The organism is Flavobacterium sp. 1355 (assembly GCF_017833415.1).
In the GTDB taxonomy this organism is placed as follows: Bacteria; Bacteroidota; Bacteroidia; order Flavobacteriales; family Flavobacteriaceae; genus Flavobacterium.
The window spans coordinates 45,561-70,859 of sequence record NZ_JAFICC010000001.1 but is presented as its reverse complement, the minus strand read 5'-3'; the positions used below and the strand labels follow the sequence as shown (position 1 = coordinate 70,859).

The 25,299-nt window shown below is 34.1% G+C and carries 30 protein-coding genes; 23 read left to right on the top strand and 7 right to left on the bottom strand.

Going from position 1 to position 25,299, the window contains the following annotated elements; translation table 11 throughout:
* Window positions 1–196: 196 nt before the first annotated feature.
* Genes JOD96_RS00345 through JOD96_RS00335 form a run of 3 tightly spaced genes read left to right on the top strand, consistent with a single transcriptional unit; the run spans window position 197 to window position 1,767 of the window.
* Window positions 197–1,078 carry a pirin family protein gene (locus JOD96_RS00345; RefSeq protein ID WP_209562277.1) on the top strand — a complete coding sequence of 294 codons (882 nt, stop codon included), beginning with the start codon at window positions 197–199 and terminating at the stop codon, window positions 1,076–1,078.
* A 2-nt stretch (window positions 1,079–1,080) separates the two neighbouring features.
* Complete coding sequence (locus JOD96_RS00340) at window positions 1,081–1,476, top strand: OsmC family protein (RefSeq protein WP_209562276.1); 396 nt, start codon at window positions 1,081–1,083, stop codon at window positions 1,474–1,476.
* 6 nt (window positions 1,477–1,482) lie between these two features.
* On the top strand, window positions 1,483–1,767 hold the full coding sequence (locus JOD96_RS00335) for a GNAT family N-acetyltransferase (protein ID WP_209562275.1): 285 nt from the start codon (window positions 1,483–1,485) through the stop codon (window positions 1,765–1,767).
* 122 nt (window positions 1,768–1,889) lie between these two features.
* Here JOD96_RS00335 and JOD96_RS22510 read toward each other — a convergent pair whose 3' ends face one another.
* Window positions 1,890–2,012: a hypothetical protein gene (locus tag JOD96_RS22510; protein WP_262898511.1), complete on the bottom strand. Its 123-nt coding sequence runs from the start codon at window positions 2,010–2,012 to the stop codon at window positions 1,890–1,892.
* 52 nt (window positions 2,013–2,064) lie between these two features.
* On the opposite strand from JOD96_RS22510, the gene JOD96_RS00330 reads away from it, so the two are divergent.
* The 3 genes from JOD96_RS00330 (at window position 2,065) to rlmH (ending at window position 4,611) form a co-directional block, all read left to right on the top strand.
* The gene (locus JOD96_RS00330; RefSeq protein ID WP_209562274.1) at window positions 2,065–3,480 is read left to right on the top strand and encodes an adenosine deaminase; all 1,416 of its coding nucleotides are present in this window, start codon (window positions 2,065–2,067) and stop codon (window positions 3,478–3,480) included.
* Window positions 3,481–3,671: 191 nt separating this feature from the next.
* Window positions 3,672–3,974 carry an antibiotic biosynthesis monooxygenase family protein gene (locus tag JOD96_RS00325; RefSeq protein WP_209562273.1) on the top strand — a complete coding sequence of 101 codons (303 nt, stop codon included), beginning with the start codon at window positions 3,672–3,674 and terminating at the stop codon, window positions 3,972–3,974.
* Between the two features lie 163 nt (window positions 3,975–4,137).
* The gene (rlmH, locus tag JOD96_RS00320; protein WP_026982293.1) at window positions 4,138–4,611 is read left to right on the top strand and encodes a 23S rRNA (pseudouridine(1915)-N(3))-methyltransferase RlmH; all 474 of its coding nucleotides are present in this window, start codon (window positions 4,138–4,140) and stop codon (window positions 4,609–4,611) included.
* 48 nt (window positions 4,612–4,659) lie between these two features.
* Here the strand turns inward: rlmH and JOD96_RS00315 are convergent, their stop codons facing one another.
* Window positions 4,660–5,292 carry a hypothetical protein gene (locus tag JOD96_RS00315; protein ID WP_209562272.1) on the bottom strand — a complete coding sequence of 211 codons (633 nt, stop codon included), beginning with the start codon at window positions 5,290–5,292 and terminating at the stop codon, window positions 4,660–4,662.
* A 126-nt stretch (window positions 5,293–5,418) separates the two neighbouring features.
* Window positions 5,419–6,258: a dihydropteroate synthase gene (gene folP, locus JOD96_RS00310; protein WP_209562271.1), complete on the bottom strand. Its 840-nt coding sequence runs from the start codon at window positions 6,256–6,258 to the stop codon at window positions 5,419–5,421.
* Between the two features lie 256 nt (window positions 6,259–6,514).
* Here folP and JOD96_RS00305 point away from each other — a divergent pair, with 256 nt between their 5' ends.
* From JOD96_RS00305 to JOD96_RS00230, 17 genes are all read left to right on the top strand, one after another.
* The gene (locus JOD96_RS00305) at window positions 6,515–7,054 is read left to right on the top strand and encodes a DUF1599 domain-containing protein (protein WP_209562270.1); all 540 of its coding nucleotides are present in this window, start codon (window positions 6,515–6,517) and stop codon (window positions 7,052–7,054) included.
* 81 nt (window positions 7,055–7,135) lie between these two features.
* A complete protein-coding gene (locus JOD96_RS00300; RefSeq protein ID WP_209562269.1) occupies window positions 7,136–8,257 on the top strand; it encodes a BT_3928 family protein in 1,122 nt (373 codons plus the stop codon).
* 136 nt (window positions 8,258–8,393) lie between these two features.
* On the top strand, window positions 8,394–9,014 hold the full coding sequence (locus tag JOD96_RS00295) for an alpha/beta hydrolase (protein ID WP_209562663.1): 621 nt from the start codon (window positions 8,394–8,396) through the stop codon (window positions 9,012–9,014).
* Between the two features lie 313 nt (window positions 9,015–9,327).
* Window positions 9,328–9,828: a TlpA family protein disulfide reductase gene (locus tag JOD96_RS00290; RefSeq protein WP_209562268.1), complete on the top strand. Its 501-nt coding sequence runs from the start codon at window positions 9,328–9,330 to the stop codon at window positions 9,826–9,828.
* Between the two features lie 57 nt (window positions 9,829–9,885).
* Window positions 9,886–10,638, top strand: coding sequence for a triose-phosphate isomerase (tpiA, locus tag JOD96_RS00285; protein WP_209562267.1), 753 nt, complete (start codon window positions 9,886–9,888; stop codon window positions 10,636–10,638).
* Window positions 10,639–10,808: 170 nt separating this feature from the next.
* Window positions 10,809–11,642: a 50S ribosomal protein L11 methyltransferase gene (gene prmA, locus JOD96_RS00280; protein ID WP_209562266.1), complete on the top strand. Its 834-nt coding sequence runs from the start codon at window positions 10,809–10,811 to the stop codon at window positions 11,640–11,642.
* A 35-nt stretch (window positions 11,643–11,677) separates the two neighbouring features.
* Window positions 11,678–11,953: an ATP-dependent Clp protease adaptor ClpS gene (locus tag JOD96_RS00275; RefSeq protein ID WP_209562265.1), complete on the top strand. Its 276-nt coding sequence runs from the start codon at window positions 11,678–11,680 to the stop codon at window positions 11,951–11,953.
* Window positions 11,954–12,018: 65 nt separating this feature from the next.
* Window positions 12,019–13,290: a sterol desaturase family protein gene (locus tag JOD96_RS00270; protein WP_209562264.1), complete on the top strand. Its 1,272-nt coding sequence runs from the start codon at window positions 12,019–12,021 to the stop codon at window positions 13,288–13,290.
* Between the two features lie 11 nt (window positions 13,291–13,301).
* Window positions 13,302–13,988, top strand: a complete 687-nt coding sequence (locus JOD96_RS00265) for a lysoplasmalogenase (protein ID WP_209562263.1) — start codon at window positions 13,302–13,304, stop codon at window positions 13,986–13,988.
* A gap of 95 nt (window positions 13,989–14,083) precedes the next feature.
* On the top strand, window positions 14,084–14,536 hold the full coding sequence (locus tag JOD96_RS00260) for a 2-dehydro-3-deoxyphosphooctonate aldolase (protein WP_209562262.1): 453 nt from the start codon (window positions 14,084–14,086) through the stop codon (window positions 14,534–14,536).
* 22 nt (window positions 14,537–14,558) lie between these two features.
* Window positions 14,559–14,888: a hypothetical protein gene (locus tag JOD96_RS00255; protein WP_209562261.1), complete on the top strand. Its 330-nt coding sequence runs from the start codon at window positions 14,559–14,561 to the stop codon at window positions 14,886–14,888.
* A gap of 275 nt (window positions 14,889–15,163) precedes the next feature.
* Window positions 15,164–15,982: a 3-deoxy-8-phosphooctulonate synthase gene (kdsA, locus tag JOD96_RS00250; RefSeq protein WP_209562260.1), complete on the top strand. Its 819-nt coding sequence runs from the start codon at window positions 15,164–15,166 to the stop codon at window positions 15,980–15,982.
* Between the two features lie 22 nt (window positions 15,983–16,004).
* Entirely contained in the window at window positions 16,005–16,841 is an 837-nt protein-coding gene (locus JOD96_RS00245; RefSeq protein WP_209562259.1) for a hypothetical protein, read from the top strand.
* 96 nt (window positions 16,842–16,937) lie between these two features.
* A complete protein-coding gene (locus tag JOD96_RS22505) occupies window positions 16,938–17,327 on the top strand; it encodes a YiiX/YebB-like N1pC/P60 family cysteine hydrolase (protein ID WP_262898510.1) in 390 nt (129 codons plus the stop codon).
* Window positions 17,324–17,611 (top strand): YiiX/YebB-like N1pC/P60 family cysteine hydrolase, encoded by a 288-nt coding sequence (locus JOD96_RS22500; RefSeq protein WP_262898509.1) that lies wholly within the window; start codon window positions 17,324–17,326, stop codon window positions 17,609–17,611. The genes JOD96_RS22505 and JOD96_RS22500 overlap by 4 nt, the downstream gene beginning before the upstream one ends.
* Before the next feature lie 82 nt (window positions 17,612–17,693).
* Window positions 17,694–18,146: a hypothetical protein gene (locus JOD96_RS00235; RefSeq protein WP_209562258.1), complete on the top strand. Its 453-nt coding sequence runs from the start codon at window positions 17,694–17,696 to the stop codon at window positions 18,144–18,146.
* Between the two features lie 4 nt (window positions 18,147–18,150).
* Window positions 18,151–18,450: a hypothetical protein gene (locus tag JOD96_RS00230; protein ID WP_209562257.1), complete on the top strand. Its 300-nt coding sequence runs from the start codon at window positions 18,151–18,153 to the stop codon at window positions 18,448–18,450.
* Window positions 18,451–18,516: 66 nt separating this feature from the next.
* Here JOD96_RS00230 and JOD96_RS00225 read toward each other — a convergent pair whose 3' ends face one another.
* The 4 genes from JOD96_RS00225 to bglX form a co-directional block, all read right to left on the bottom strand.
* Window positions 18,517–19,905 carry a M20/M25/M40 family metallo-hydrolase gene (locus JOD96_RS00225; protein ID WP_209562256.1) on the bottom strand — a complete coding sequence of 463 codons (1,389 nt, stop codon included), beginning with the start codon at window positions 19,903–19,905 and terminating at the stop codon, window positions 18,517–18,519.
* A gap of 169 nt (window positions 19,906–20,074) precedes the next feature.
* Window positions 20,075–22,006 (bottom strand): family 43 glycosylhydrolase, encoded by a 1,932-nt coding sequence (locus JOD96_RS00220; RefSeq protein ID WP_209562255.1) that lies wholly within the window; start codon window positions 22,004–22,006, stop codon window positions 20,075–20,077.
* A 49-nt stretch (window positions 22,007–22,055) separates the two neighbouring features.
* Window positions 22,056–22,841, bottom strand: coding sequence for a glycerophosphodiester phosphodiesterase family protein (locus tag JOD96_RS00215; protein WP_209562254.1), 786 nt, complete (start codon window positions 22,839–22,841; stop codon window positions 22,056–22,058).
* Window positions 22,842–22,960: 119 nt separating this feature from the next.
* The gene (gene bglX / locus JOD96_RS00210; protein WP_209562253.1) at window positions 22,961–25,261 is read right to left on the bottom strand and encodes a beta-glucosidase BglX; all 2,301 of its coding nucleotides are present in this window, start codon (window positions 25,259–25,261) and stop codon (window positions 22,961–22,963) included.
* Between the last annotated feature and the right edge of the window lie 38 nt (window positions 25,262–25,299).

Sequence of the window (25,299 nt, the reverse complement as noted above, 5' to 3'; positions counted from 1 at the left end):
TGACAATTGTAATAATTCTCAACAATTAATCTGTTTTAATTCGTGCAATTGTGTTATATTTTTTAATTCCAATGAAATCTTTATAATTGTATTTCTTACTTTTATAAATAATACCAAAAACAACTTTTCTTAATCTAAATTAAGTTACAGATTTCTATAACAACTGTAATTTTGCTTTCAAATAAAACAATACCACATGTCAAACATCAATTTAATCATCGAAGAACGCGCCGCCAATATTGGCAATTTTATGGTAGGGCGATTATTGCCTTTCCGCGAAAAAAGAGCCGTTGGGCCATTTGTATTTATCGATCATATGGGACCGGCACATTTAAACCAATATCAAAATATGGATGTTCCGCCGCATCCTCATATCGGACTTTCGACGCTTACATTTTTGTTTGAAGGAAGTATTATGCACCGTGATAGTCTTGGAACAGAATTAGAAATAAAACCAGGTGCTGTAAACTGGATGACAGCCGGAAAAGGAATTGTACATTCTGAAAGAACACCTGAATACTTAAGACATTCTGACAAAATGCTTCACGGATTACAGATTTGGGTGGCACTGCCAAAAGAACTGGAACAAATGGATCCTAATTTTACACATGTCGAAGCTCAGGATATTCCGGCTTGGGAAGAAAATGGAGTTTCATTTAAATTAATTGCCGGCGAAGCATTCGGAAAAAAATCCCCGGTTCCTGTTTACAGTCCGCTGTATTTTATTGAAATTAAAAGTGAAACCACTCAAAAAATTAATATCGGAAAAGATTTATTTGGAGAAAGTGGATTATATATTTTAGAAGGCAGCATCAAAAGCGGCGAACACATTTACGATCCTAAACAAATCCTTATTACCAGCGACAGCAGTTTATGTGAATTTGAAATCACTGCAAACTCAACTGTATATATTTTTGGCGGTACTCCATTTCCTGAAGAGCATTTTATCTTTTGGAACTTCGTTTCCTCTGATAAAGAATTGATTGAAAAAGCCAAACAGGACTGGACGGCACAGACGTTTCCTAAAGTTCCGGGTGAAACCGAATTTGTACCATTACCAGAACCAAGAATCAAATAAATATGGATACAGTTTCAGCAAAAATAGATACACGTTTATACCGCACCGAGATAACAACTGCCAGCGAAAATGTTATCATCGCAGATGAACCACAGGAAGTTGGAGGCAAAAATTTAGGTTTTAATCCCACAGAGCTTTTGGCCGCATCATTGGCCTCATGTACTCTGATTACTTTACGAATGTACATTAATCGTAAACAGTGGGATGTTTCTGAAATAAATGTCAAAATTGATTTTGAAAGAGATTCTGAACGAAATATAGCTTCATTTACCAGAAAAATTGAAGTAACCGGCGTGGTAGACCAAATACAAAGACAGCGTTTAGAAACAATCGCAAACAGCTGTCCGATTCATAAAACATTAACAAACACAATAGAAATCAAAACTACATTAATATAATTTATCATGGAAATACAACAAATAAACGATACAAGAAGAGGCTATTTTGAAGCTGTAGAAGACGGAAAACAAGCAGGGAAAATGACTTATACCTGGGCAGGAGATTCAAAATTTATTATCGACCACACAGAAGTAAATGAAGAATTTAACGGAAAAGGTGTTGGAAAAAAACTGGTAATGGCTGCCGTAGAATATGCCCGCCAAAATAATCTAAAGATTATTCCGCTTTGCCCTTTTGCAAAAAGCGTATTTGATAAGGTTGAGGAAATTCATGATGTACTTTTTTCTTAAGTGACTAAGATTCTAAGTTACTAAGGTTCTAAGATTTTTAAGAAGGCGCACTACTGTGCGTCTTTTTTTCGTTTAGTTGTCATCTCGACGAAGGAGAGATCACACTAGTAGCCCGGCAAAGATTACGCTTTTGATTGCGGAGTTTCTTGTGTGATCTCTCCTTCGTCGAGATGACAGAACTGCGTAAAATCTTTGCTAACTTTGCGGTTAAATTCACGTCCCAAAACATCAATCCCAAAACACATTTTCAAATCTCCTCCAAAACTCTTACATTTGCATGTAATTTAAACTTAGAGTATGACAAGGATAATTACGCTTTTCTGTATTTTTATAGCACAAATCGGCTTTTCTCAATCGGCTGAAAGTTATTTAGAAAAAAACAGAAATAATGAAGCTCTCTTAACAGCTTTTTTTCAGCAAATGCCAAAAGGGGGCGATTTACACCATCATTTTTCGGGATCAGTTTATGCAGAACCTCTTTTGGAAAGAGCCATTGCAGAAGATTTTTATTTGAATCTGGAAACTATGGCAGTTTCAAAAGCAAAACCCGCACAAGGAAACTGGCAGACTTTTTCTTCTCTAAAAAACCAAGGAAAACTGGATTTTTATCAGCAACAGGTTATGCAAACCTGGTCGGCTAAAGATTATAACGGATCTGTACCATCTGACGATTTGTTTTTTGACTCTTTTCAGAAATTCGAACCCACAATTCCAGGTCACTTTGCGGAAGGAATGCTTGAATTAAAAAAACGTGCCATTGCAGAAAATGTAAGTTATATTGAAACACAGTTATCAACAATTCCGTGTGATATGAATGTCGCAGATTTGACTGATTTCAATACAAAACTGCGTCAGGCTGCTGTACAAAAAGACGAAAAAGCAGTTTTGAAACTTTTAGACGAATTATACAAAGCGATTCAGCAAAAAGATGCCAAAAAATATGCTGTAGATTTTAATACAAACTTCATTGCAAAACTGCATAAAGATTTAAAAATGGATGACGAAAAATTCACGATGCGTTATCAAAATTTTGTGCTTCGTTTTATGGATCCGGTAGATTTGTTTAAAAACCTTACTATTGCCTTTATCTCTGCAAGCGACAGCAAATTGGTTGCAGGAGTAAATATTGTTTCTCCTGAACACGGTGAAAACTCCATGAAAGATTACTGGCTGCACATGGTGATGTTCAAATATTGCCATTCGAAATTTCCTGACGTGAAATATACACTTCACGCAGGTGAGCTGACTTTAGGTTTAGTTCAGCCGGAAGATTTAACCTGGCATATTAATGATGCAATTTATGTTGCAGGAGCAAACCGAATTGGTCACGGCGTTGATATCGCTTACGAAGCCAATTCGTATGATTTATTACGCTATATGGCAAAAAACAATATTCCAATTGAAATTAATCTGGTAAGTAACGAATTCATTTTGAAAGTAAAAGAAAACAGACATCCGTTTACGCTTTATAAAGAGTTCAATGTGCCTATTGTTATTAGTACAGATGATGCCGGAATTTTAAGAACCAATATGACAGAGCAATATGTTTTATTAGCCAAAAGATATCCTGATGTTTCGTACGCGACAATAAAACAATATGTTTACAATAGTATTAATTACAGTTTTATTCAGGACGCTTCTGTAAAAAAACAATTACTGAAAGATTTAGATACAAGATTTAAAGCTTTTGAAGCAAAATTTTCTAAAAACTAAACTTGTCGAAATTTGTGTAAAAATATTTCACGCAGATTACACAAGATTAAAGCTGATTAGCGCAGATTTTTTAATCGCTAAATATTAAAAAATAAAATCTGCTCGATCTGCTAAATCTGCGAGAGATTATTTTTTTTCTCGCAGATTTAGCAGATCGAGCAGATAAAATGAATTTATAATCTTATTAAACTATGATTCTAGAAGCCGCTTTTCTTTATATAAAACGAGATTTATTAACTCAGTTCGAAATTGATTTTGCAAAGGCAAGTCAATATATTTCTTCAGTTGATGGATATTTGGGTCATACGTTACAGAAATGTCTTGAAGTCGAAAATAAATATCTCTTATTGGTTGACTGGAATACATTGGAAGATCATACAATAGGTTTCAGAACTTCTGAAGCATATTTAGAATGGAAGAAGATTTTGCATCATTATTACGAACCATTCCCTATCGTAGAGCATTTTAAAACTGTTTTTGAGAACAAAAAATAGCCTTTTATTTGCCACAGATTAAAGGATTAAAAAGATTATTTAACTGTTAATATTTTTTTAATCTGTGAAAATCTGTGCAATCTGTGGCAAAAAACTAAAATAAAATTCGTGCAATTACTTCGCCCGTTCGCTAACGCTCGGGTCGTAGCGAAAAAATAAAAAAATGAACATCAAACTTATCGCCATTGGCAAAACCGACAACAAATCGCTGCAGACTTTAATCGACGATTATACTAAACGTTTGTCGTTTTATATCAAATTTGATTTGGAGATTATTCCAGACATCAAAAATGTCAAAAATTTATCTGAAAGTCAGCAAAAAGAAAAAGAAGGCGAATTGATTTTATCTAAACTCTCTCCTACTGATCAATTGATTTTACTGGATGAAAACGGAAAAAACTTCTCCAGCGTCGGTTTTTCTGAAGAATTGCAAAAGAAAATGAACTCCGGAATCAAAACTTTAGTTTTTGTAATTGGCGGGCCTTACGGGTTCTCAGACACGGTTTACAGCAAAGCGCAGGGAAAAATTTCGCTTTCGCTAATGACATTTTCGCATCAAATGGTTCGCTTGTTTTTTATCGAACAATTGTATCGAGGATTTACGATTTTAAGAAATGAACCTTATCATCACCAGTAGTTTTTTGTTTCTCTGTTTCAGGTTTTCTTTGTTTCAAGTTTCAAGTTTTTAGAAGATGAATTCTACCGGAAGTTTATCAAGATTGTAAGACACATATTTTTGCAGTAAAATTTTATCTTGTATATATTCTTCATAGCTCATGTTCTTATCAAATAAAAATACCACATCTGGCACTCTTTCAAACTTTATACTATAAAAATGCTGTAATATTTCTGATATTTTTATTTCCTTATTACCTACCAAAACTTTCTCTTTTCCTTTTCTAAAATAAAATACAAAATTTTCTTTATTTGGTTTTTCCATTTTGTAATACACTTTCGTGAAAGGCAAAAAGGCTAAATTCTTTCCAATGGAATCTGCATAGGAATAATAATTTTCGGCTTTTTCTTTTTTATGGGCGCTGTCGGCACGCTTTTTTTCCTGCAATTTCATTACTTCCGGAATTACCAATTTTAAAGGCAGGCGTTTGTCAATATTAAAAATCCAGTTGGTGGAAATTATGCTGCTCTTTCGGTTTACTTCAGCAATTGTATCTTTTCCCTCTGTTTTAAAAAAGATATAAATTGGCGAAAGATCCTCTACATCTTTTACAATTGTTACGTTTGATTTTGGAAGTAAAACGTCTTCTTTTTTTCCGCAGGAGAAAAGGACAAAGATGATAATTAGGCTAAAGTATTTCATTTTATTTCTTTTAAACAAAGTTTGTCATTCCGAGGAACGAAGGAATCACACTAGTAATCGACAAAGATTGGCGATTTTGTTTGCAGAGTTTCCAGTGTGATTTCTTCGTTCCTCGGAATGACAAATTTATTGGTTATTCTTATTAGAATTTATTTTATTAAACAAAGTAACACATTCCACAGCTTCTTTAACATCATGAACACGCAGGATTTTAGCCCCTTTTGTCAAAGCAATTGCATTTAGAAATGTAGTTCCGTTTAAGGCTTCCTGCGGTGTGCTATTAAGTGTTTTATAAATCATTGACTTTCTTGAAATACCTGCTAAAACAGGCAATTCCAACAAATTAAAAAGTTCCATTTTTTGCATCACTTCATAATTTTGATCTGTTGTTTTGGCAAAACCAAAACCAGGATCGAGAATTAAATCATTAATTCCCATGCTTGTCGCTTTTTGAACTTTTTCAGAAAAATAAAAAAGTATTTCTTTTACAATATCGTCGTACTGCGTCAAACTTTGCATAGTCTGCGGGTTCCCACGCATGTGCATCATGATATACGGAACATTATATCTGGCAATAACGTCAAACATTTTATCATCAAGTTCTCCTGCCGAAATATCATTTATAATGGCGGAGCCGCTTTCTATACTAGCTTTTGCAACTTCTGCCCTAAAAGTATCGATTGACAATAATGCTTTAGGAAAATGCTTTAAAATCAATTCGATTACAGGAATAATTCGTTCTGTTTCTTCTTGTTCTGTTACAAACGCTGCACTTGGCTTGCTTGAGTAGGCTCCGATATCAATAAAATCGGCACCTTCGGCAAGCATTTTTTCTACCTGCAAAATGATTTCTTGTTCGTTTTTGTATTTTCCACCGTCAAAAAAAGAATTGGGTGTCACATTCAAAATCCCCATTACTTTAGGAATCGATAAATCTATAAGTTCGCCTTTGCAGTTAATCAACATAATGTGTAGTTATTTTTGTTTCACGTTTCAAGTTTCATGAATTTTGTTTCAGGTTTTTCTTGTTTCACGTTTCAAGTTACTCAGCTTGCGCAATGTACTTCAACTTGAAACCTGAAACCTGAAACATTTTTTTAGTTTCAAGTTTTGGCATTAACACTTTGTTTAGAAAAAACTTGAAACAAAGAAAACCTGAAACTTGAAACTCTTTAATTTTATCCTTATTTTTGAAGAAATTTTAGCAAATATACAGCAATAAATGAAGAATACTTCCCTTGAATTTGATAATGTAATCACGGTTTGCCGAACCTTGTTTATCAATAAAATGAAAGATTACGGGAGCGCCTGGCGTATTTTACGACTGCCGTCGCTGACAGATCAAATTTTTATAAAAGCACAAAGAATCAGAAGTTTACAGGAAAACGAAGTTCGTAAGGTAGATGAAGACGAAAAAGGAGAGTTCATCGGAATTATAAATTATTCTATCATGGCTTTAATACAATTAGAATTGGGCGTTGTAGAACAGCCGGATCTTGATGTAGAAAAAGCAACTGAATTATATGATGAAAAGGTTAGATTAACCAAAGAATTGATGTTAGCCAAAAATCACGATTATGGTGAAGCATGGCGCGAAATGCGTGTAAGTTCACTGACCGATTTGATTCTTCAGAAATTACTTCGAGTAAAGCAAATTGAAGATAATAAAGGAAAAACTTTAGTATCTGAAGGTATAGACGCCAATTATCAGGATATGATTAATTATTCTGTTTTTGCTCTCATACTTGATCCATTAAAATAATATTTCAGCCACGAATTTCTCGAATTTACACAAATTAATTCGTGCTCATTCGTGAAATTCGTGGCAAAAAAAACACAAAATATGAAAAACATCATTACTCAATTCTCACGCTTGTTTGTCGGCGTATTATTTATCATTTCAGGATTAATTAAACTAAATGACCCTGTTGGTTTCTCTTATAAACTGGCCGAATATTTTAGTGAACCGGTTTTTAATATGCCTTTTTTAGAACCTTTAGCTTTAGGATTAGCGATCTTTTTGGTGATTTTAGAAGTAGTTTTAGGCGTAATGTTATTGGTTGGTTATAAAGCAAAAACAACCATTTGGGCTCTTTTGCTTTTAATTGTTTTCTTTACGTTCCTTACCTTCTACTCGGCTTATTTTGATGTTGTAAAAGATTGTGGCTGTTTTGGGGATGCGCTGCACTTAACACCTTGGCAGTCATTTACAAAAGATGTTGTTTTGCTTTTCTTTATTTTGATTTTATTCATCAACAAAAAATTGGTAAAACCGCTGTTTTCAAAGTTAGTAACCAACATAATTGCTTTGGCAAGCATTGTATTATGTGTAATTATGGCAGTTTGGGTTTTAAATCATAATCCTATAAAAGATTTTCGTCCTTTTAAAGTGGGCAATAATATTGAAGACGGAATGAGAATTCCTGATGGTGCTCCAAAATCGGTTGTAGAAATGGTTTTTATCTACAAAGTAAACGGAGTGGATAAAGAATTTACTGAAAAAGATTTGATGAATATTCCTGAGGGTGCCACTTTCGTGGATAGAAAAGATAAAATAATTACAGAAGGCTATGTACCGCCAATTCACGATTTTACTATGGTAAAAGATGATTCTGATTATAAAGAAGAATTATTGAAAGAGCCAAAACTGGTAATTTTCGTTACTTACGATTTAACTTTATCTTCTCCGGAAGGAATGCAAAAGCTCGAAAAAGTAAATCAGGAAGCAAAAGCAAAAGGATACAAAGTAATTGCCATGACAGCTTCGGGTGCAGACGAAATTGCAAAAGCAAAAAAACAATATGGTCTAAACGTTGATTTTTATTTCTGCGACGCAACCACTTTAAAAACAGTTGAAAGAGCCAATCCTAGCATTGTAGTTTTACATAAAGGAACTGTAGTGCAGAAACTTCATTATAACGATGTTGATGATTTAAAATTATCTGATATTGCTTATAGTTTGTAAAAGAATTAAGCAAAAACTTTTATCAACGCCAATATTCTCTCTAAGAGTATTGGCGTTTTTTTATCTATATTTGATTACAAATTCAACATTCTCAATCGATGAAAAACTCTTTAAAGTTATTATTGCTCTGTTCATAATGCTGTTTACTATTTTAAGTTTTGGTCAGACAAAAAATACAGATCAGGCTTATATTTTTTTTCTTCACAATAAATTTATCGAAGAAAACGACCTGAATGCAGCTCATCCTGAATATGGAAAAGCAGAATACGATAAAATTTTAGAATCATTCAGAAAAGATAATTTTATTGTTTTTAGCGAAAAAAGAAAGAAAAACACAAATGCATCTGATTATGCAGAAAAGGTTGTAAAACAAATCAAAACACTGTTGAAAAAAGGAATTGCGCCTAACAAGATAACTGTTATCGGAACTTCAAAAGGTGGTTATATCGCACAATACGTGTCGACTTATCTGGCTAATCCAAATGTGAATTTTGTTTTTATCGGATGTTTCCGGGATTCGGATATAGAAGAGATTCCAGACATCAATTTTTGCGGAAACATTCTGACGATTTATGAAAAGTCGGATATATATGGTGTTTCTGCCCTTAAACGAAAGGAAACTTCAAAACTAAAAATTAATCATTTCACAGAAATTGAATTAAATACAAATCTAAAACATGGTTTTTTATATAAAGCTTTAGACGAATGGATTTTTCCTTCTAAAAAATTGGCAAACGGTAATTATGAATTGAACTAATATTTCCTCAAAACATCTTAAAGTCTTCAATAGTATTGAAGATTTTTTTGTTTGAAGCTGACGTTTTTCAGTCCCCAAAAAGCCATAAAAACAAAAAAATATTCTCTGAATTTCACTTCCTTAAAAGATTACATCTAAGTTTTTTCATTTTTCAGGCTAACTATTACGATTTCAATTCGTTTTTTCTAACCAAAATTCCATGTTTTGTTACATAATAAACGACTCTTCAAATTTTGTTAATCTCCATTTGGCATTCGATTTGTTTGTTTAACTTTGTGAATTGAGTATTCGAATAAAATTTTATAATCTTCATATGAAACAAATATCCCTAATCCTTATTGCCTTTGTTACTTTTTCATGTACACAGGCTCAAAAAACAAGTTTCTCTAAAGAGGCTGTGTCTGAAAAATTATTAACCCTGGAGGGAGATCAGGCTACATTTAAAAACATTCTTAAAAAATATAAAGGAAAAACACTGGTAATCGAAGTTTGGGCTTCCTGGTGCGGCGATTGTGTAAAAGCTATGCCAAAACTAAAAGAATTGCAAGCCAATAATCCTGATGTATCCTACTTATTTCTATCTGCTGATAAAACAGCAGAAAAATGGAAAGCCGGAATTGAAAAACACGAATTAAAAGGAGATCATTTTATGATGAACGACGGTATGAAAGGTGTTTTCGGAAAAGCAATTGATCTTGACTGGATTCCGAGATATATTATTATAGATAAAACCGGAAAAATTGTTTTGTATCGTGCTGTTGAAACTGATTTTGACAAAATCGATGAAACCTTAAAAAGTTTAAATCAAGCTTAAACAGCTTCACAAATTACCACAAAAACAAAAATTAAAAGAATAATAAAAACTACCAAAATGAGAAAAAAGATTGTTGCAGGAAACTGGAAAATGCACAAAAACGCAGGACAAACTGAAGAATTATTAAGTGAATTAATTACAAAAATACCAGCACAAACAACTGCACAGGTGATTGTTGCTCCAACATTTGTAAACTTACAGGCCGCTGCTGCTAAAGTAAAAAACACTACGATTGGTGTTGCTGCCCAAAACGTTCATCAGGCTGAAGGCGGAGCTTTTACAGGAGAAATTTCTGCAGACATGTTAACTAGTATTGGTGTAAATACAGTAATTCTGGGTCACTCTGAGCGCCGCGCTATTTTTCACGAAACAGATGCTTTAATCGCAAGCAAAGTAGACACTGCTTTGAAACATGATATGACTGTAATTTTCTGTTTTGGTGAAGAACTAAAAGACCGTCAGTCCGGAAATCATTTCAATATTGTTGAAAACCAATTGCGTGACGGAATTTTCCATATCGCAAAAGAATCATGGTCTAAAGTTGTTTTAGCTTATGAGCCGGTTTGGGCTATCGGAACAGGAGAAACTGCTTCTCCGGAACAAGCGCAGGAAATGCACGAATTTATCAGAGAAACTATCCGTAAAGCTTTTGGAGCTGACATCGCTGATGAAGTTTCTATTTTATACGGTGGCTCTGTAAAACCGGATAATGCTAAAGAAATCTTTGGAAAACCAGATGTAGATGGTGGTCTTATTGGAGGTGCTGCATTAAAAGCTGAGGACTTCTTAGCTATCGTGACGGCTATCTAATTTTATATTTTAGTCCCGATCCGAGGCTTCGGGACGGGATAGATTTTAGATTTTAAAATGCTTATATAAAAAAGCGTTCGCACAGCGAACGCTTTTTAATTTTAACAATGTTCGTTTAGATTTATAAACAACTTTTGCTTTGTATTCTTACCTTTGCAAAAAAATTATTTATGTCAAATATATATTTAGGGTATCATTTTACAATTGAACCAAAAGAACCGGGGTCAGAAATTTTAATTGCTGAATTAGGAGAAAAGGCTTTTGAAACTTTTACCGAAACAGAAACCGGAATTTCGGCTTATGTAAAGAAAGATTTGTGGGATTCAACTATTCTGGATGACATTTATATTTTACAATCTGACGAATTTAAAATTGAATATACTGTTGAAGAAATCGATCAGGTAAACTGGAACGAGGAATGGGAAAAGAATTTTGAAGCTATTGATGTCGACGGAAAATGCCATGTACGTGCCCCTTTTCATGAAAAAACAGATGCTGAATTTGATATCGTAATCGAACCAAAAATGAGTTTTGGAACCGGCCACCATGAAACTACTCATATGATGATCCAGCATTTATTAGAGATTGATGTTACCGGCTTAAAAACACTGGATATGGGCTGCGGAACAGCAATTTTGGCAATTTTGGCCGAAATGAAAGGGGCTCAGCCAATTGATGCTATTGATATCGATAACTGGTGTTATCTGAATTCTATTGAAAATGCTGAACGCAATAACTGCAAACATATTAGCGTTTATGAAGGCGATGCCGCTTTATTGGAGGGCAAAAAATACGACTTGATTATTGCGAACATTAACCGCAATATTTTATTGAATGATATGCAGGTTTATGTGGATTGTTTAAACCCAAAAGGATTATTGCTTTTAAGCGGTTTCTATGAAGAAGACATTCCTTTTATTGATGCTTCATGTACAGAAAAAGGACTGACTTACGTTAAAAAATTTCAAAGGAACAACTGGGTTTCATTAAAATACGTAAATTAGTTAGAAGTAAATTACAAGTACAAAAAATCTAAGAAATGAGTACTAAAGAAAAAGTAAGAGAAAGAGTTCGTGAAAAAGAAGCCACAGGTTTCAATAACGAAATCATAGTTTATAATGACGATGTAAATACTTTTGATCACGTAATAGAAACATTAATGCGTGTATGCAGCCATACAGCAGAACAGGCAGAACAATGTTCATTAATCGTACATTATAACGGGAAATGCACTGTAAAAACAGGCCCGATTGACAAATTAAAACCTCAATGCACACAACTATTAGAAGCCGGATTGAGCGCTGAGATCGTTTAAATTGAGAATAATTTAAAAAACATTCAATTTTATTCTATATTTGATTAAAATTGAATGTTTTTTTTATGGAGGAATATGGAAAAATATTAATTATAGCAACGCCAGTTTTTTTAGCATTAATCATAATCGAAAAAATATACGGCATTTATGTAAAGAACGATACTGCTCCTTTAATAGACAGCGTATCCAGTATTAGTTCCGGAATTACCAATTCGGTAAAAGACGTTTTGGGTCTGAGCCTTACTTTCATTTCCTACGAGTGGATGGTTTCCAAAATCGCTTTACAACATTTAGAAGCCAATGTCCTATCTTATTTCATTGCCTTTTTTGTAATTGATTTTTATGGCTATTGGAGCCACAGACTGGCACATCAGATTAATTTTCTTTGGAATAAACATGCAATTCATCATAGCAGCGAAGAGTTTAATTTGGCTTGTGCTTTGCGGCAGCCTATTGCCAGTCTCGTTAATTTATTTACTTTTTTACTTATTCCTGCAGCATTACTAGGTGTTCCTGCTTCTGTAATTGCGATTACGCTGCCGCTTCATTTGTTTTTGCAATTTTGGTATCATACCAAACACATCAAAAAAATGGGGTTTCTTGAGCATATTTTGGTTACTCCATCACACCACCGTGTACATCATGCTATCAATCCTGAATATTTAGACAAAAATCATTCGCAGATTTTTATTTTCTGGGATAAGCTTTTTGGCACTTTTCAGGAAGAGCTGGACAATGTGCCTCCTGTTTTTGGCATCACAAGACCGGCTAATACCTGGAACCCGATCCGTATTAATTTTCAGCATTTGACTTTATTGATTAAAGATGCCTGGCGCACTCCAAAATGGAAAGACAAATTTACAATCTGGTTTAAACCTACAGGCTGGCGTCCGGAAAATTTTGAAGAACTATATCCGGTAAACAAAATTGAAAATGTTTTTGATTTTGATAAATATGGAACGCAAAATTCTCAAAAATTAATTTATTGGTCGGTAGCGCAGGTTTTAATAACGCTTTTATTTGTAACGTATTTATTTGATAATATTGCTAAAATTGGTTTGCCAAATATTTTTGTCTACGGTTTTTTTATCCTGATTACAATTTACAGCTACAGTGAGTTGATGGATAAAAGTAAATATGCTGTTTTCTGGGAAGGTTTTCGTTTTCTTACCGCTATTGCAATTATAACTTTTTATGGCGATTGGTTTGGTCTGAACCATGTTTTTTCATTTGCCACTTATATTATTGTTGGGTATTTGACCTTTTCTTTTATTGCAGCTGTATACTTTGTTGCTGTCGATTTTAAGGTTCCACAAAATCAACTTGTCAATTCATAACTCGCAAGCCTATGAAAAATACTTCGTTTCTTAAAATTTATATTGGTTTCAGTATCGTTTATCTTTTTATTTTATTTTCAGGAAATACACATATGGATTTTTATTTAAAGCCAATCCTTGTTCCGCTATTGGGACTTGGAGTTTATTTTTATAGAAATTTCGCGTCCAAAAATATACTTTTAGTCGCTTTGTTGTTTTCCTGGATTGGTGATGTTATCTTATTATTTGCCAATATTGCTGAAATTTATTTTATTCTGGGGCTGGTATCTTTTCTTATTTCACATATTTTTTATTGCATACTGTTTAATAAACAGACCAAAACCATCAAAAGTAATAAAGTGTTTTTGTTAATAGGAAGTGTTGTAATTCTCGCCTATTTAATCGGAATGCTGTCTGCTTTACTGCCGGCTTTAGGTGATTTAAAAATTCCTGTAATTGTCTATGCCTCTATTATTTCATTAATGTTATTCTTTGCATTCAGCGGTTTACTGACATGGAAAAAAAGCGGAAATCAATATGTTTTTATTGGTGCGGTTGTGTTTGTGCTTTCAGATAGTATTCTGGCTGTCAACAAATTTTATAATCCGATTCAAAAAAGTTCGTTTATTATAATGTTAACCTATCTTGTGGCACAATATCTGATTGTAACTGGTATCTTAAAATTGCATTCTAATGATAATCATGTTATAGAAAACTAAATCATTTAGAATTATTTTCTGATATTTTCTTACTATAGATTATTTTAAAAACCGGTTTTACCTCTTACATTTGTAATACAAAATATGCTTTGGATATGAAAAAAATAGCGCTGTTTATCGTTTTACTTATTTCGGCAACTTCCTGCGTCAGTACTAAATCTACTTTGAAAAATGTAGATGATAATGCGCCTGATCTGGTTTTGAAGAAAGACAATACTTTTGCCATCACATTATTCAGTAAGGACAAAAAATACGGTTATGATCCTGATTATCCGGTAAATATTTTTTACAGGAATACGAGAGATGAAACATTAAACGAAACCCGTTTTTTAAATGCCCTGGCTGGACCTAATGGAGAAAAAATAACGTATAAACGTTTAGAAACGTGCTGTCCCTTCCCTACCAAAAGAAGTGACATGGGAGCCGGTTTCCTTAATGTATATGAACTAACCTGGGAAGGACAAAAAAAGCCTATTACACTTTATCTGAATATTTATGAAAAAGGAATTCTGATGGTTCCGATGGGATTAACGCTAAAGAAGGGGTAGAAATTTAAAATCAACTGTAGAAATGTACGGAGTTTCACCTTTTATACTACTCGTTTTACCTTTGTTATCTCAAATTATATTTGGTTACAAAGCGATTAAAGGAACAATAGAATTAAAATTTGTCTATATATCATTAATCAATATAATTTTACAAATACCGCTGTCGATACTATCCGTTTATATTGCTTCTGAAAACATAAACGGAAACCCTGAGTATCAAAACAGATGTGGATTGGTAATGTTAGGAATTGTTGCTTTTAATTTTCTTTTTGCATTCCTGCTTTTAATTACAATTGCAGTGCAATATTTTATCAAGCGATATAAGGAAAAGCAACAAGCTAAAATCTGCTAGAATTTCATTTTAAAACAGAGCAAAAAATTAACTTAAATTTACTTAATTCCACTTAGGCCTAGCCCTGATAGGAGTGGAAATCATTTTTCTCTAAAATCTGTTTTTTCCTGGCTGGTCAGAGCGACCGGAGGAAGCTCCTGAACAGACTTTGGAAAAAAAGGTTTTGGAGAAAAATATTGGAGCGGATAGCAGGATGAGCTTCATAAAAATTTCTTAAATCTTCATCTCAAACTCATAAATCATAACTACCTTTGCACAGTCAAAAAATTCATACTATGAACATACACAATATTCCACAAATTAAGCATACTGATAGCGGAAATTTCTTTTTACTGGCGGGACCTTGCGCTATTGAAGGAGAAGAAATGGCTCTTAGAATTGCTGAAAAATTAGTTGGTATTACCGACAAACTTCAGATTCCATATGTTTTTAAGGGATCTTTTAAAAAAGCAAACCGCTCTAGAATTGACAGCTTTTCGGGAATTGGTGACGAAAAGGCTTTGAAAATATTAAGAAAGGTTTCTGAAACTTTTCATGTTCCTACTGTAACGGATATTCACACGAATGAAGATGCTGATATGGCAGCGCAATATGTTGATGTTCTGCAAATTCCTGCCTTTCTTGTACGCCAGACTGACCTTGTGGTTGCGGCTGCAAATACAGGAAAAGTAGTAAACCTGAAAAAAGGACAATTTATGAGTCCTGAAAGCATGAAACATGCTGTACAAAAGGTATTGGATTGTAACAATGAAAATGTGATGGTTACTGATCGTGGTACTATGTTTGGTTATCAGGATATGATTGTTGATTTTAGAGGAATTCCTACTATGCAGCAATATGCATCTACAGTTCTGGATGTTACGCATTCTTTGCAACAGCCTAACCAGACTGCGGGTGTTACGGGCGGAAGACCTGATATGATCGAAACAGTTGCCAAAGCTGGTATTGCGGTAGGTGTTGATGGTATTTTTATCGAAACGCATTTTGATCCTGCTAATGCTAAAAGTGATGGTGCTAATATGTTGCATTTGGACTATTTTGAAGGTCTGATGAACAAATTGGTTGCCATTAGAAAAACAGTTAACTCATTTTAATTTTTTTAATACATAACGTTCGTTGAAAACAAAATTTTTATTTTTCTTTCTGGCTTGTGTGTCTTTAAACACTTTTGCTCAGGATGAAATTACAGTAGAGAAATATACCGCTCATAATAAAGGAAAATTCTTCGTTTCCTGGGGTGGAAACAGAGATAGCTATTCAAAATCTGATGTCACTTTTAGTGGAAAAGATTATAACTTTAGGGTTGATAATATGGCTGCCCATGACAAACCAAAAGGGTGGCATGTTGATTATGTAAACCCTGTAAACATGACAATACCGCAGACTAACCTGCAACTTGGATATTTTATAACAGATCATTATAGTGTTGCTATTGGTGTTGATCACATGAAATATGTAATGACTCAGAACCAGACTGCAAATGTTTCGGGTTATATTGATGGTCCTGTCCATACTGGAAACTACGACAATACTCCTGTAAACTTTACAGATGAAACTTTTCTGACGTATGAGCATACAGATGGTCTAAACTACATCAATACAGAAATTGCGAGACATGATGATATCTCAAAATTGTTCAGATTGCCGAATATAGATAAAGTTCAGATTAATTTGACCGAAGGTATTGGTGGCGGAGTTTTATATCCAAAAACAAATACTAAACTTCTAGGAAAAGACCGCCATGATGATTTTCATATTTCGGGCTATGGTTTATCTGCAAAAGCAGGTATTAACTTTACTTTCTTTAAACACTTTTATCTTCAGGGTGAGCTAAAAGGTGGTTATATTGATATGCATGATATCAAAACTACAAGAAGTAATGATGATAAAGCTTCACAGCACTTTTTCTTCTTGCAGAGAATTATTACTGTAGGCGGAATTTTTAAAGTATAGTATAATTACAAAATATTTAAAATAGCTGTCAATTTATTTGGCAGCTATTTTTTTTATCATTTACTTTGTACTTCAAAGTACTTTAAAATATGTTTTATGAAAAGTAAAAAATATCTATTTCCGGTTATCACTTTTATCCTGAGTTTTGGATGTGCCTTGTTTGTGGCCTTAAAAGTTTTCCCGAATAATCCGTTTACCGGAAAAAAGCTGGAAAAAGCAGTTGAAAGTAAATTTAAGGATGGTGATATTATTTTTCAAACCTCAGAATCTAAACAGTGTGAAGCGGTTCGTATTGCAACAAATTCTAAATTTTCGCATTGTGGGATTATTTACGACATCAATGGACAATGGTTTGTATTTGAAGCCGTTCAGCCGGTTAAGCTTACTCCGCTGGAAGACTGGATTGGTCATGGAAAAGGGAACAAATATGTCGTTAAGAGATTAAAAAATGATCGTGTTTTGACTCCTGCAATTTACAAAAAATGAAAGCCTACAGCCAGCAATTTGATGGTAAGGAATATGATCCGTATTTTGAATGGACTGATAACAGAATCTATTGTTCTGAATTGGTGTGGAAAATTTATAAAAATGCAGCGGGTATGGAATTATCAAAGCTACAGGAGCTGAAAGATTTTAACCTCGGTGATGAAAGGGTTCAAAAAATAGTAAAGGAAAGATATGGAAATGACATTCCGCTCAATGAAAAGGTTGTTGCTCCTTCTAACCTTGCTGATTCTGATTTGCTAAAAACCGTTATAGATACTTATTAAAAAGCTTAAAGCTAATTATGATCTGATTAGCTTTTTATTTATCAACTTACTTTGAATTTCAAAGAACTTTTAAAAACTAATTATGAGAGACCAGTTTATTGAAAAATTATACGAATACAGCAAAATACCTTATCAGAAATATTTTAAAAAGAATAAACCCTGGAATATTGACAAAACGCAATTGCTGAATTATCCGGATGGAAGTCTGGGGTTGGGGCTGGGTAATTTTCTACACAGGAACCATTTTGATATTCAGGAAAAACTGGAAGATCATGACATTATTCATGTACTAACCGATACAGGAGTCTCGGTTGCAGATGAAATTGGAATGCAATATTATCTTTTCGGAAATGGTAAAAGAAGCTTATATCTGTTTATGGTGATTTTATCGGGAACGCTTTTTTATCCTCAGCAGATTAATTATTTCGTTCAACAATATAAAAGAGGAAAGTATGCGCTTCCGTTTCATTATCTGGACTTCTCTAAAATGTTGTTTACATCAATTCAATCTATTCAAAAAACTTTTAATATTTAAACTAATGAAAGCCATTAATAAAAATACATTCGAAGAAACACAATCAATTGACTTAACAATAGGAACTTTTACGGTTAGCACATTGCTGTTTATTATATATATCCTTTCGAACGAAAATTCTAATATTCTCGTTATTGCGTCTCCATTTGTGGTCTCTGCTATAATCTTGAATGCTATCATGCTTTTTCATCTAACAGATAATTTTATAAAACTGAGGGAGCAACGAAAAGATATCGGGACTAAAATCCTGATATTACTTTCTAATATTCCGGTAACTTTATTGTATTATTTTCTTGTAATTTAGTTTTTTGTTTTACAAAAAAAAGCTGCAGGAATGAACTTGCAGCTTTTACTTTTATTAAAGAAATCCTTAATTTGCTTTAGGAGTTTCGATTCCGTTTTGATCTAATAAATACATCAAAGCAGTCATTGTTGCTGCACCCAGCTCCAATTCTCTTTTATTGATGGCATCAAATTTATCGTTTGCTGCATGATGATAGTCAAAGTAACGTTGTGAATCTGGTTTTAAACCTGCTTTTACAATACTTTTTGAGGTTAAATGACTAATGTCTGATCCTGCATGTCCAATTGTAAAACTATGAACTAAATAAGGCTCAAAAAAGTCTCTGTAACTTTGTATTTTTTTCAGGTTAGTCTCATCAGCTTCGATAGAAAATCCTCTTGGGGTAAATCCTCCTGAATCACTTTCCAGAGCAAAAATATGGTTTTCGTTGTTTTTCTTAGAAACCTCTTCATATTTGGCACCACCTTTTCCACCATTTTCTTCATTCATGAATAAAACAACACGAATAGTATTTTTCGGCTTGTAGTTTAAGTTTTTAAGTATACGCACTACTTCCATACTTTGTACTACTCCTGCTCCATCGTCATGAGAACCGTCTGCCAAATCCCATGAATCCAGGTGTCCGCCAACAACCATAATGTTTGATGGATTAACTGTCCCTGTCAATTCTCCAATTACATTATAAGATAAAACGTCTGGTAAAGTTTCACACGATTGTTTGAAATAAAATTTTAAAGCCGGATTGTTTTTTAAGGTAGCACTCAACAATTCTGCACCGTTTGTACTGATGGCAGCTGTTGGGATATATTTTTCTTTTGGCAAATCACCGTAACTTTGAGCACCTGTATGAGGAAAGTCATCTAAACGCAGATTCATAGAACGAACAATTGTCCCTACCGCGCCAAATTTTGCTGCTTCTTTTGCTCCTGCAAATCTTTGGTCAACACATGCTCCGTAAGATGTAAAAGTTTCAATGTTTTCAGGGTTCATTGGTCTGTTAAAAAACACAATTTTTCCTTTTATTTTATCTCCCAAAGCAGCAAGGTCATTGATTCCCTGCACTTCGATTACTTCTGCTGTCAGTCCGGTTTTCGGAGTTGCTACAGATCCTCCCAAGGCGCAAATTGGCACAACTGTTTTTACTTTTCCGTCTAAGATAAAAGCAGTTTCTTTTTCTCCACGTACCCAGTGTGGCACCATTACTTCCTGCAGGTATACTTTATCAAGTCCTAAACTTTCTAATTGGCTTTTAGTGTACTGAACGGCTTCTGCAGCAGTTGCAGATCCGGACAAACGACTTCCGATATCGTTAGATAAATATTCTAACCAAGTGTAGCATTTTGACTCGGTTAAGGCTTTTTTATAGAATAATTTAATGTTTTTTTCATCATTTGATTGTGCAAAAGATGTCAATCCGTTTAAAACTAAAACAGTTAAAAGAATCGTTTTTTTCATGGTTTTTATAGCATTTTTGGGTTATCGCTCACTTTTTTTGCAAGCAGAACAAAGGAACAAAATTCTTTACAACTCAAAGGGCTTTTCCTAAAGCTTTTCTCAAAAAAAACCTCTAATTGCGAATTTACTTTCTACAATTAGAGGTTTTTAAATTTTTACTAAATTAAAATTATTTTACTTCGATAATCTTATTTTTTTCTCCAATTCCATTTTCATTAAAAGGCTCAATTGTAAAATAATATTTTGTTCCTTTATCAAGACCTCTAAAATCATAAGAATTATTTCCGTACACCATAATGCTGTTGTATAACTTATCAGGAGTTATTCCGTAATAAATATTGTATCCAATAGCATCTGACTGTTTTTTCCACGAAATAATAGCGTTACGCGAATCAGCTGTATTTCTTTTTACTTTGAAATCTGAAACTGATTTTGGCTTTTCTGCCAGTCCATTTCCGAATACCCTGAAATCTGATACAGCAAATAATCCCGATGCGTTATGGATATTCTCCATTTTGATATAACGGGCTTCGATAGCTTTGGTTAATTCTACATAATCGTGAGGTACATCTTTATCGTTTTTAGATTTATCTACAACCAGTTTCCAGTTTACAGCATCATTAGACATGTAGATCTTGTACTGATAGTAAATATCCATTGCTTTGTTATGCTGTGTGGCTTTGTGGTCTGCATAGTTGATTTGCAATGCATTGATCTGCATTTTTCTCCCTAAGTCAAGTTGCAGCCACTCGCCCGGATTGCTTGTTTTAGCCGACCAGTATGTCTGAATGTCCTCGTCTGTAAGGTTTTCTGGAGTGTAGCAAAATTTTTCATATACTTTTTTTCCTCCATTGTCCATTCGGTTTGTCTCCACTTCCATACAATCTTCAGAAGAAGAAGCTGTAACCGTTTTTTTATAAGACAGCAACATCCATCCTGATGAAGCGCCTTTTTCCTGGTTTCTTTGGTTTGTAGGCAATGTAATTGGAAAATCGCCATAAGAAGTGATAGAATACATTACATCATCTTTATCAAATCCTGCAGGAAACATATCTATACGACGCTCAAAACGATCTTTTATGGATATTTTGCAAGTTCCGGTATTCCAGTAATTACCAAAATTATCTGCAAAAGTATTTCCGTGTCCTGCCCCAATTACAAAACCTCCCGGTTTATAAGACATTGGGTTATGTTTCTGATATACAAAAGGCCCTAACGGATTATCACCTACGTGAACACCATTTGCATAGCCTTTAAATTCTGTGGCCGGAGCCCCATATTGCATGTAATATTTTCCGTTGTGTTTGGTCATCCATGCACCTTCAATAAAATTTCCCCACGGTGCAGGTTCCATGTCGTTATTTGGCCCAAAACGTTCCCAGCCATGTTGTGAAGGATCTAATCCTACAACTGCTTTTGCCTGTCCGTACGGTTTTTGTATATCTTCTACTTCTGTTGCAGCATAAAGTGGTGCATAATCTGCCTGATTTCCTTTTGGCAGCCAGGTGTTATAATCAACTTCTACCCCCACAAGCGGTAGTTTTCCACTTGAGCCGTAGTACATATACACTTTTTTATCATCGTCCTGAAAAATTGCGGGATCCCAGGTTGGCAGCATTGCTTTATCTACGTGTCTGGTCCATCTGCCAGATTTAGGATCTGCGGTTTTCCAAACCGGATGATCTTTTTTCCATGTAGAGCCTACATAAAATAAAGTATCATTTACTACCCACGCTGCTGGTGCGCATTGATCATCGTCACCCGGATTTCTTTGAAAACTTCCGTAAACAAAATTCCAGTCAGACATATCTTTACTCCAGAAAAATCCAGCCTGATTAGTCGCAAACAAATAATATTCTCCTTTGTAAGTAATTATTACGGGATCTGCACTGGAGCGGCGGGAAATCGGAATACCATTATGATTCTGAGTTGTGTAGTTGTATCCAATATTTATGGGATTGCAATAAGTTGTAGCTGCTTTGTTAGGATCAAACCATTCTGTTTTTCCGGGAAGCTGTGTTTTTTGTGCCCGAATATTTATGTTAAAACAAATTAAGAGCAACAAAAATATTCTTGACATTACTAAATATCTTCTTTTCATTTTGTCTTTTTTTAATGATTTCTAATAGCTTTTATTTTAGAAATAAGCGTTATTTTTTAGCTTTCAGTTTTTGTTGCAGAAGTTCAGGTTCATTTGTTGTGATATAATCAAATTTATTTTCAATTATCCAGTCCATATCCGCAGCTTCATTCACCGTCCATGCATTCAGAATGATTTTATTATCTTTTGCCTCCTTTATCCATTCGGGATGTTTTTTAAAAACGGAGTAATGATAATCTATACCTGAAATATGATCTTCTTTTACTTCTTTCGGAGATTTATTTCCTTCCAGATATTGCAAAACGACTTTGGAATCTACCTGTCTGATTTTCTTAAGTATTTCGTAATCAAAACTAATATAGCAGGTAATTTTTTCAGCTTTGAGTTTCTTTATCGTTTCGACTGTTTTTAAGGCTACTTTTTTTCCGCGTTCTTTACTTATTTCCGAAGGTTTTATTTCGCATACCAAAAGAGTCTGTCTGTTATTTCTTTTGCCTTCTGAAATATATTCGTATAATGTTGGCAGCTTCTCTCCATTTGAAAGTTTAAACTTTATCAAATCAGAATAATTTGTTTTCTCGATCAGCATTTTATTGTAATGTGGATCGTGATTTATTACAAGTGAATCATCTGCTGTCATCCAAACGTCGAATTCTGAACCTGCTGTTTTCAAATCAATGGCATTTCGAAGTGCTGCGATTGAATTTTCGGGCAAATTATTTTTTTTCCATGCACCGCGATGTGCTACCACACCATTTTTTGTTGTATTGCAGGCTGATAAAACAGTCAAAATAAAAATAAAAAGATATACCCGGGATATTTTAAAAGTATTCATATTGTTGAGTTAATTATAATTTAGAATACTAATTGCTTAGCTTTAAAAATTTGTTTTTTGCTTAAAAAAAAGCCCTTCGCCTAACCACTTGCGAAGGGCATACTAATCAATTTAACCAACTATTTAGTTAACTCAAAACTAACTTTCTTATCTGCGTTTGAATTTGTTCCAACAAAAACATCAAACTGTCCAGGTTCAGCTACAAACTGTAAATCAGAATTATAGAATTTTAAATCTTCTACCGTGATGTCAAAAGTCACCGTTTGTTTTTCTCCTTTTTTAAGGCTTATTTTTTGGAAACCTTTTAATTCTCTAACCGGTCTTGTAACAGATCCAACTAAATCTCTAATGTATAATTGAACCGTTTCTTTTCCGTCAAAATTTCCTGTGTTTGTTACATCAGCAGAAACAGTTAGTTTTCCGTTGAAGTTCATTTTATCTGATGAAATTTTTACATTTGAATAGTCAAAGCTGGTATAGCTTAACCCAAAACCAAATGGGAATAATGGCTCATTTCTTTCATCTATATAATTTGATCTGAATTTTTCGAATTTTCCTTCTGTGTTAGAAAGTGGTCTTCCTGTATTTTTGTGTGCATAATAAATTGGCACCTGGCCTACACTTCTTGGAAATGTTGTTGTTAATTTTCCTGATGGATTAACATCTCCAAATAAAACATCTGCAATTGCATATCCTGCTTCGGTACCAGCAAACCAAACATTTAAAATAGCCGGAACTGTTTCGTTCTCTTCTTTCAATACTAAAGGACGACCGTCAAACAATACCAGAACAACTGGTTTTCCTGTTTTTAATAAGGCTTGTAATAAATCCTTTTGTGCTTGTGGAATTTCTAAATTTGTACGACTGCTCGATTCTCCACTCATTTCTGCAGACTCTCCAAGTGCTGCTACAATAACATCTGACTGATTGGCAACTTTTAGTGCTTCTGCCAATAATTCTTCTTTAGAACGTGCGTCACGGTGTAATGTTTTACCAAACATTGTGGCGTTGGTTTCAAAAGTTTCATCATAATCCAGATTACTTCCTTTGGCGTATAAAACTTTAACGTCTTTTCCTCCAACTTCTTTGATTCCTGCTAATAATGAAATAGCATTTTCCATTTTTGTCGCTACACTCCAGGTTCCAGGCATATTTTCTTTAGCGTCTGCCAATGGTCCGATAAGTGCAATTGTACCTGATTTTTTAAGTGGCAGTACCTGATTTTGATTTTTTAGCAAGACCAGTGATTGTGCAGCAATCTGACGTGCTTCTTTTCTGCTTGCTGACGTAAAGATTTCTGTTTTTGCTCTTTTTTCGTCACAGTATTTATAAGGATCTTCAAATAATCCTAAGTCATATTTAGCTTCTAAAATAAGTCTTACAGCGTTGTCAATCTGCGCCATAGTAACTCTTTTTTCGTCCAAAGATTTTTTTAATGTCGTTAAGAAACCTTCTCCAACCATATCCATTTCAACACCGGCATTAAGAGATAGTGCAGATACATCCTGAAGATTACCCATTCCGTGTTCGATCATTTCAGGAATTCCGGTAAAATCTGTTACTACAAAGCCTTTAAAGCCCCATTTTTTTCTTAGTACATCTGTCATTAACCATTTATTTCCAGTTGCAGGGATTCCGTCAATTTCATTAAAAGAAGCCATTACAGAACCTACACCAGCATCAACTGCAGCCTTGTATGGAGGGAAATAATCATTAAACATTCTGATATGGCTCATGTCAACTGTGTTATAATCACGTCCGCCTTCTGGTGCACCATATAAGGCAAAGTGTTTTACGCACGCCAAAATAGAGTTGTTTTTAGAAAGATCGTGTTGTTGGTATCCGTTTACCATTGCTTTTGCAATTTGGCTTCCCAAATACGGGTCTTCTCCAGAACCTTCAGAAACTCTTCCCCAACGAGGATCACGGGAAATATCAACCATAGGCGAAAATGTCCAGTTGATACCGTCTGCACTCGCTTCCTGAGCTGCAATCTGAGCACTTCTTTCGATCAAATTCATATCCCAAGTACAAGACAATCCTAACGGAATTGGGAATGTAGTTTCATAACCATGAATAACATCCATTCCAAAAAGCAAAGGAATTTTTAAACGGCTTTGTTCAACAGCAATTTTTTGAACTTCCTTAATTTTTTGAACGGATTTAATGTTGAACAAACCTCCTACTTTACCTTCAGCGATGTTTTTTGCCACATTCGAGCTATTCGCCTGTCCTGTAGTAATATCACCTGATGTAGGTAAGTTTAACTGACCCAATTTTTCGTCTAAAGTCATTTTAGAAATTAATTCTGCCACAAATTCAGACTTTGGTTTAATTTTAACTGTATTTTTAGTATTCTTTTTCTGGGCATAACCCAAAACAGCACATCCTAAAAAAAGTAAGACTAATTTGTTTTTCATTCTATTTTATTTATTTGTTTGTATTCATTTTAATCTGT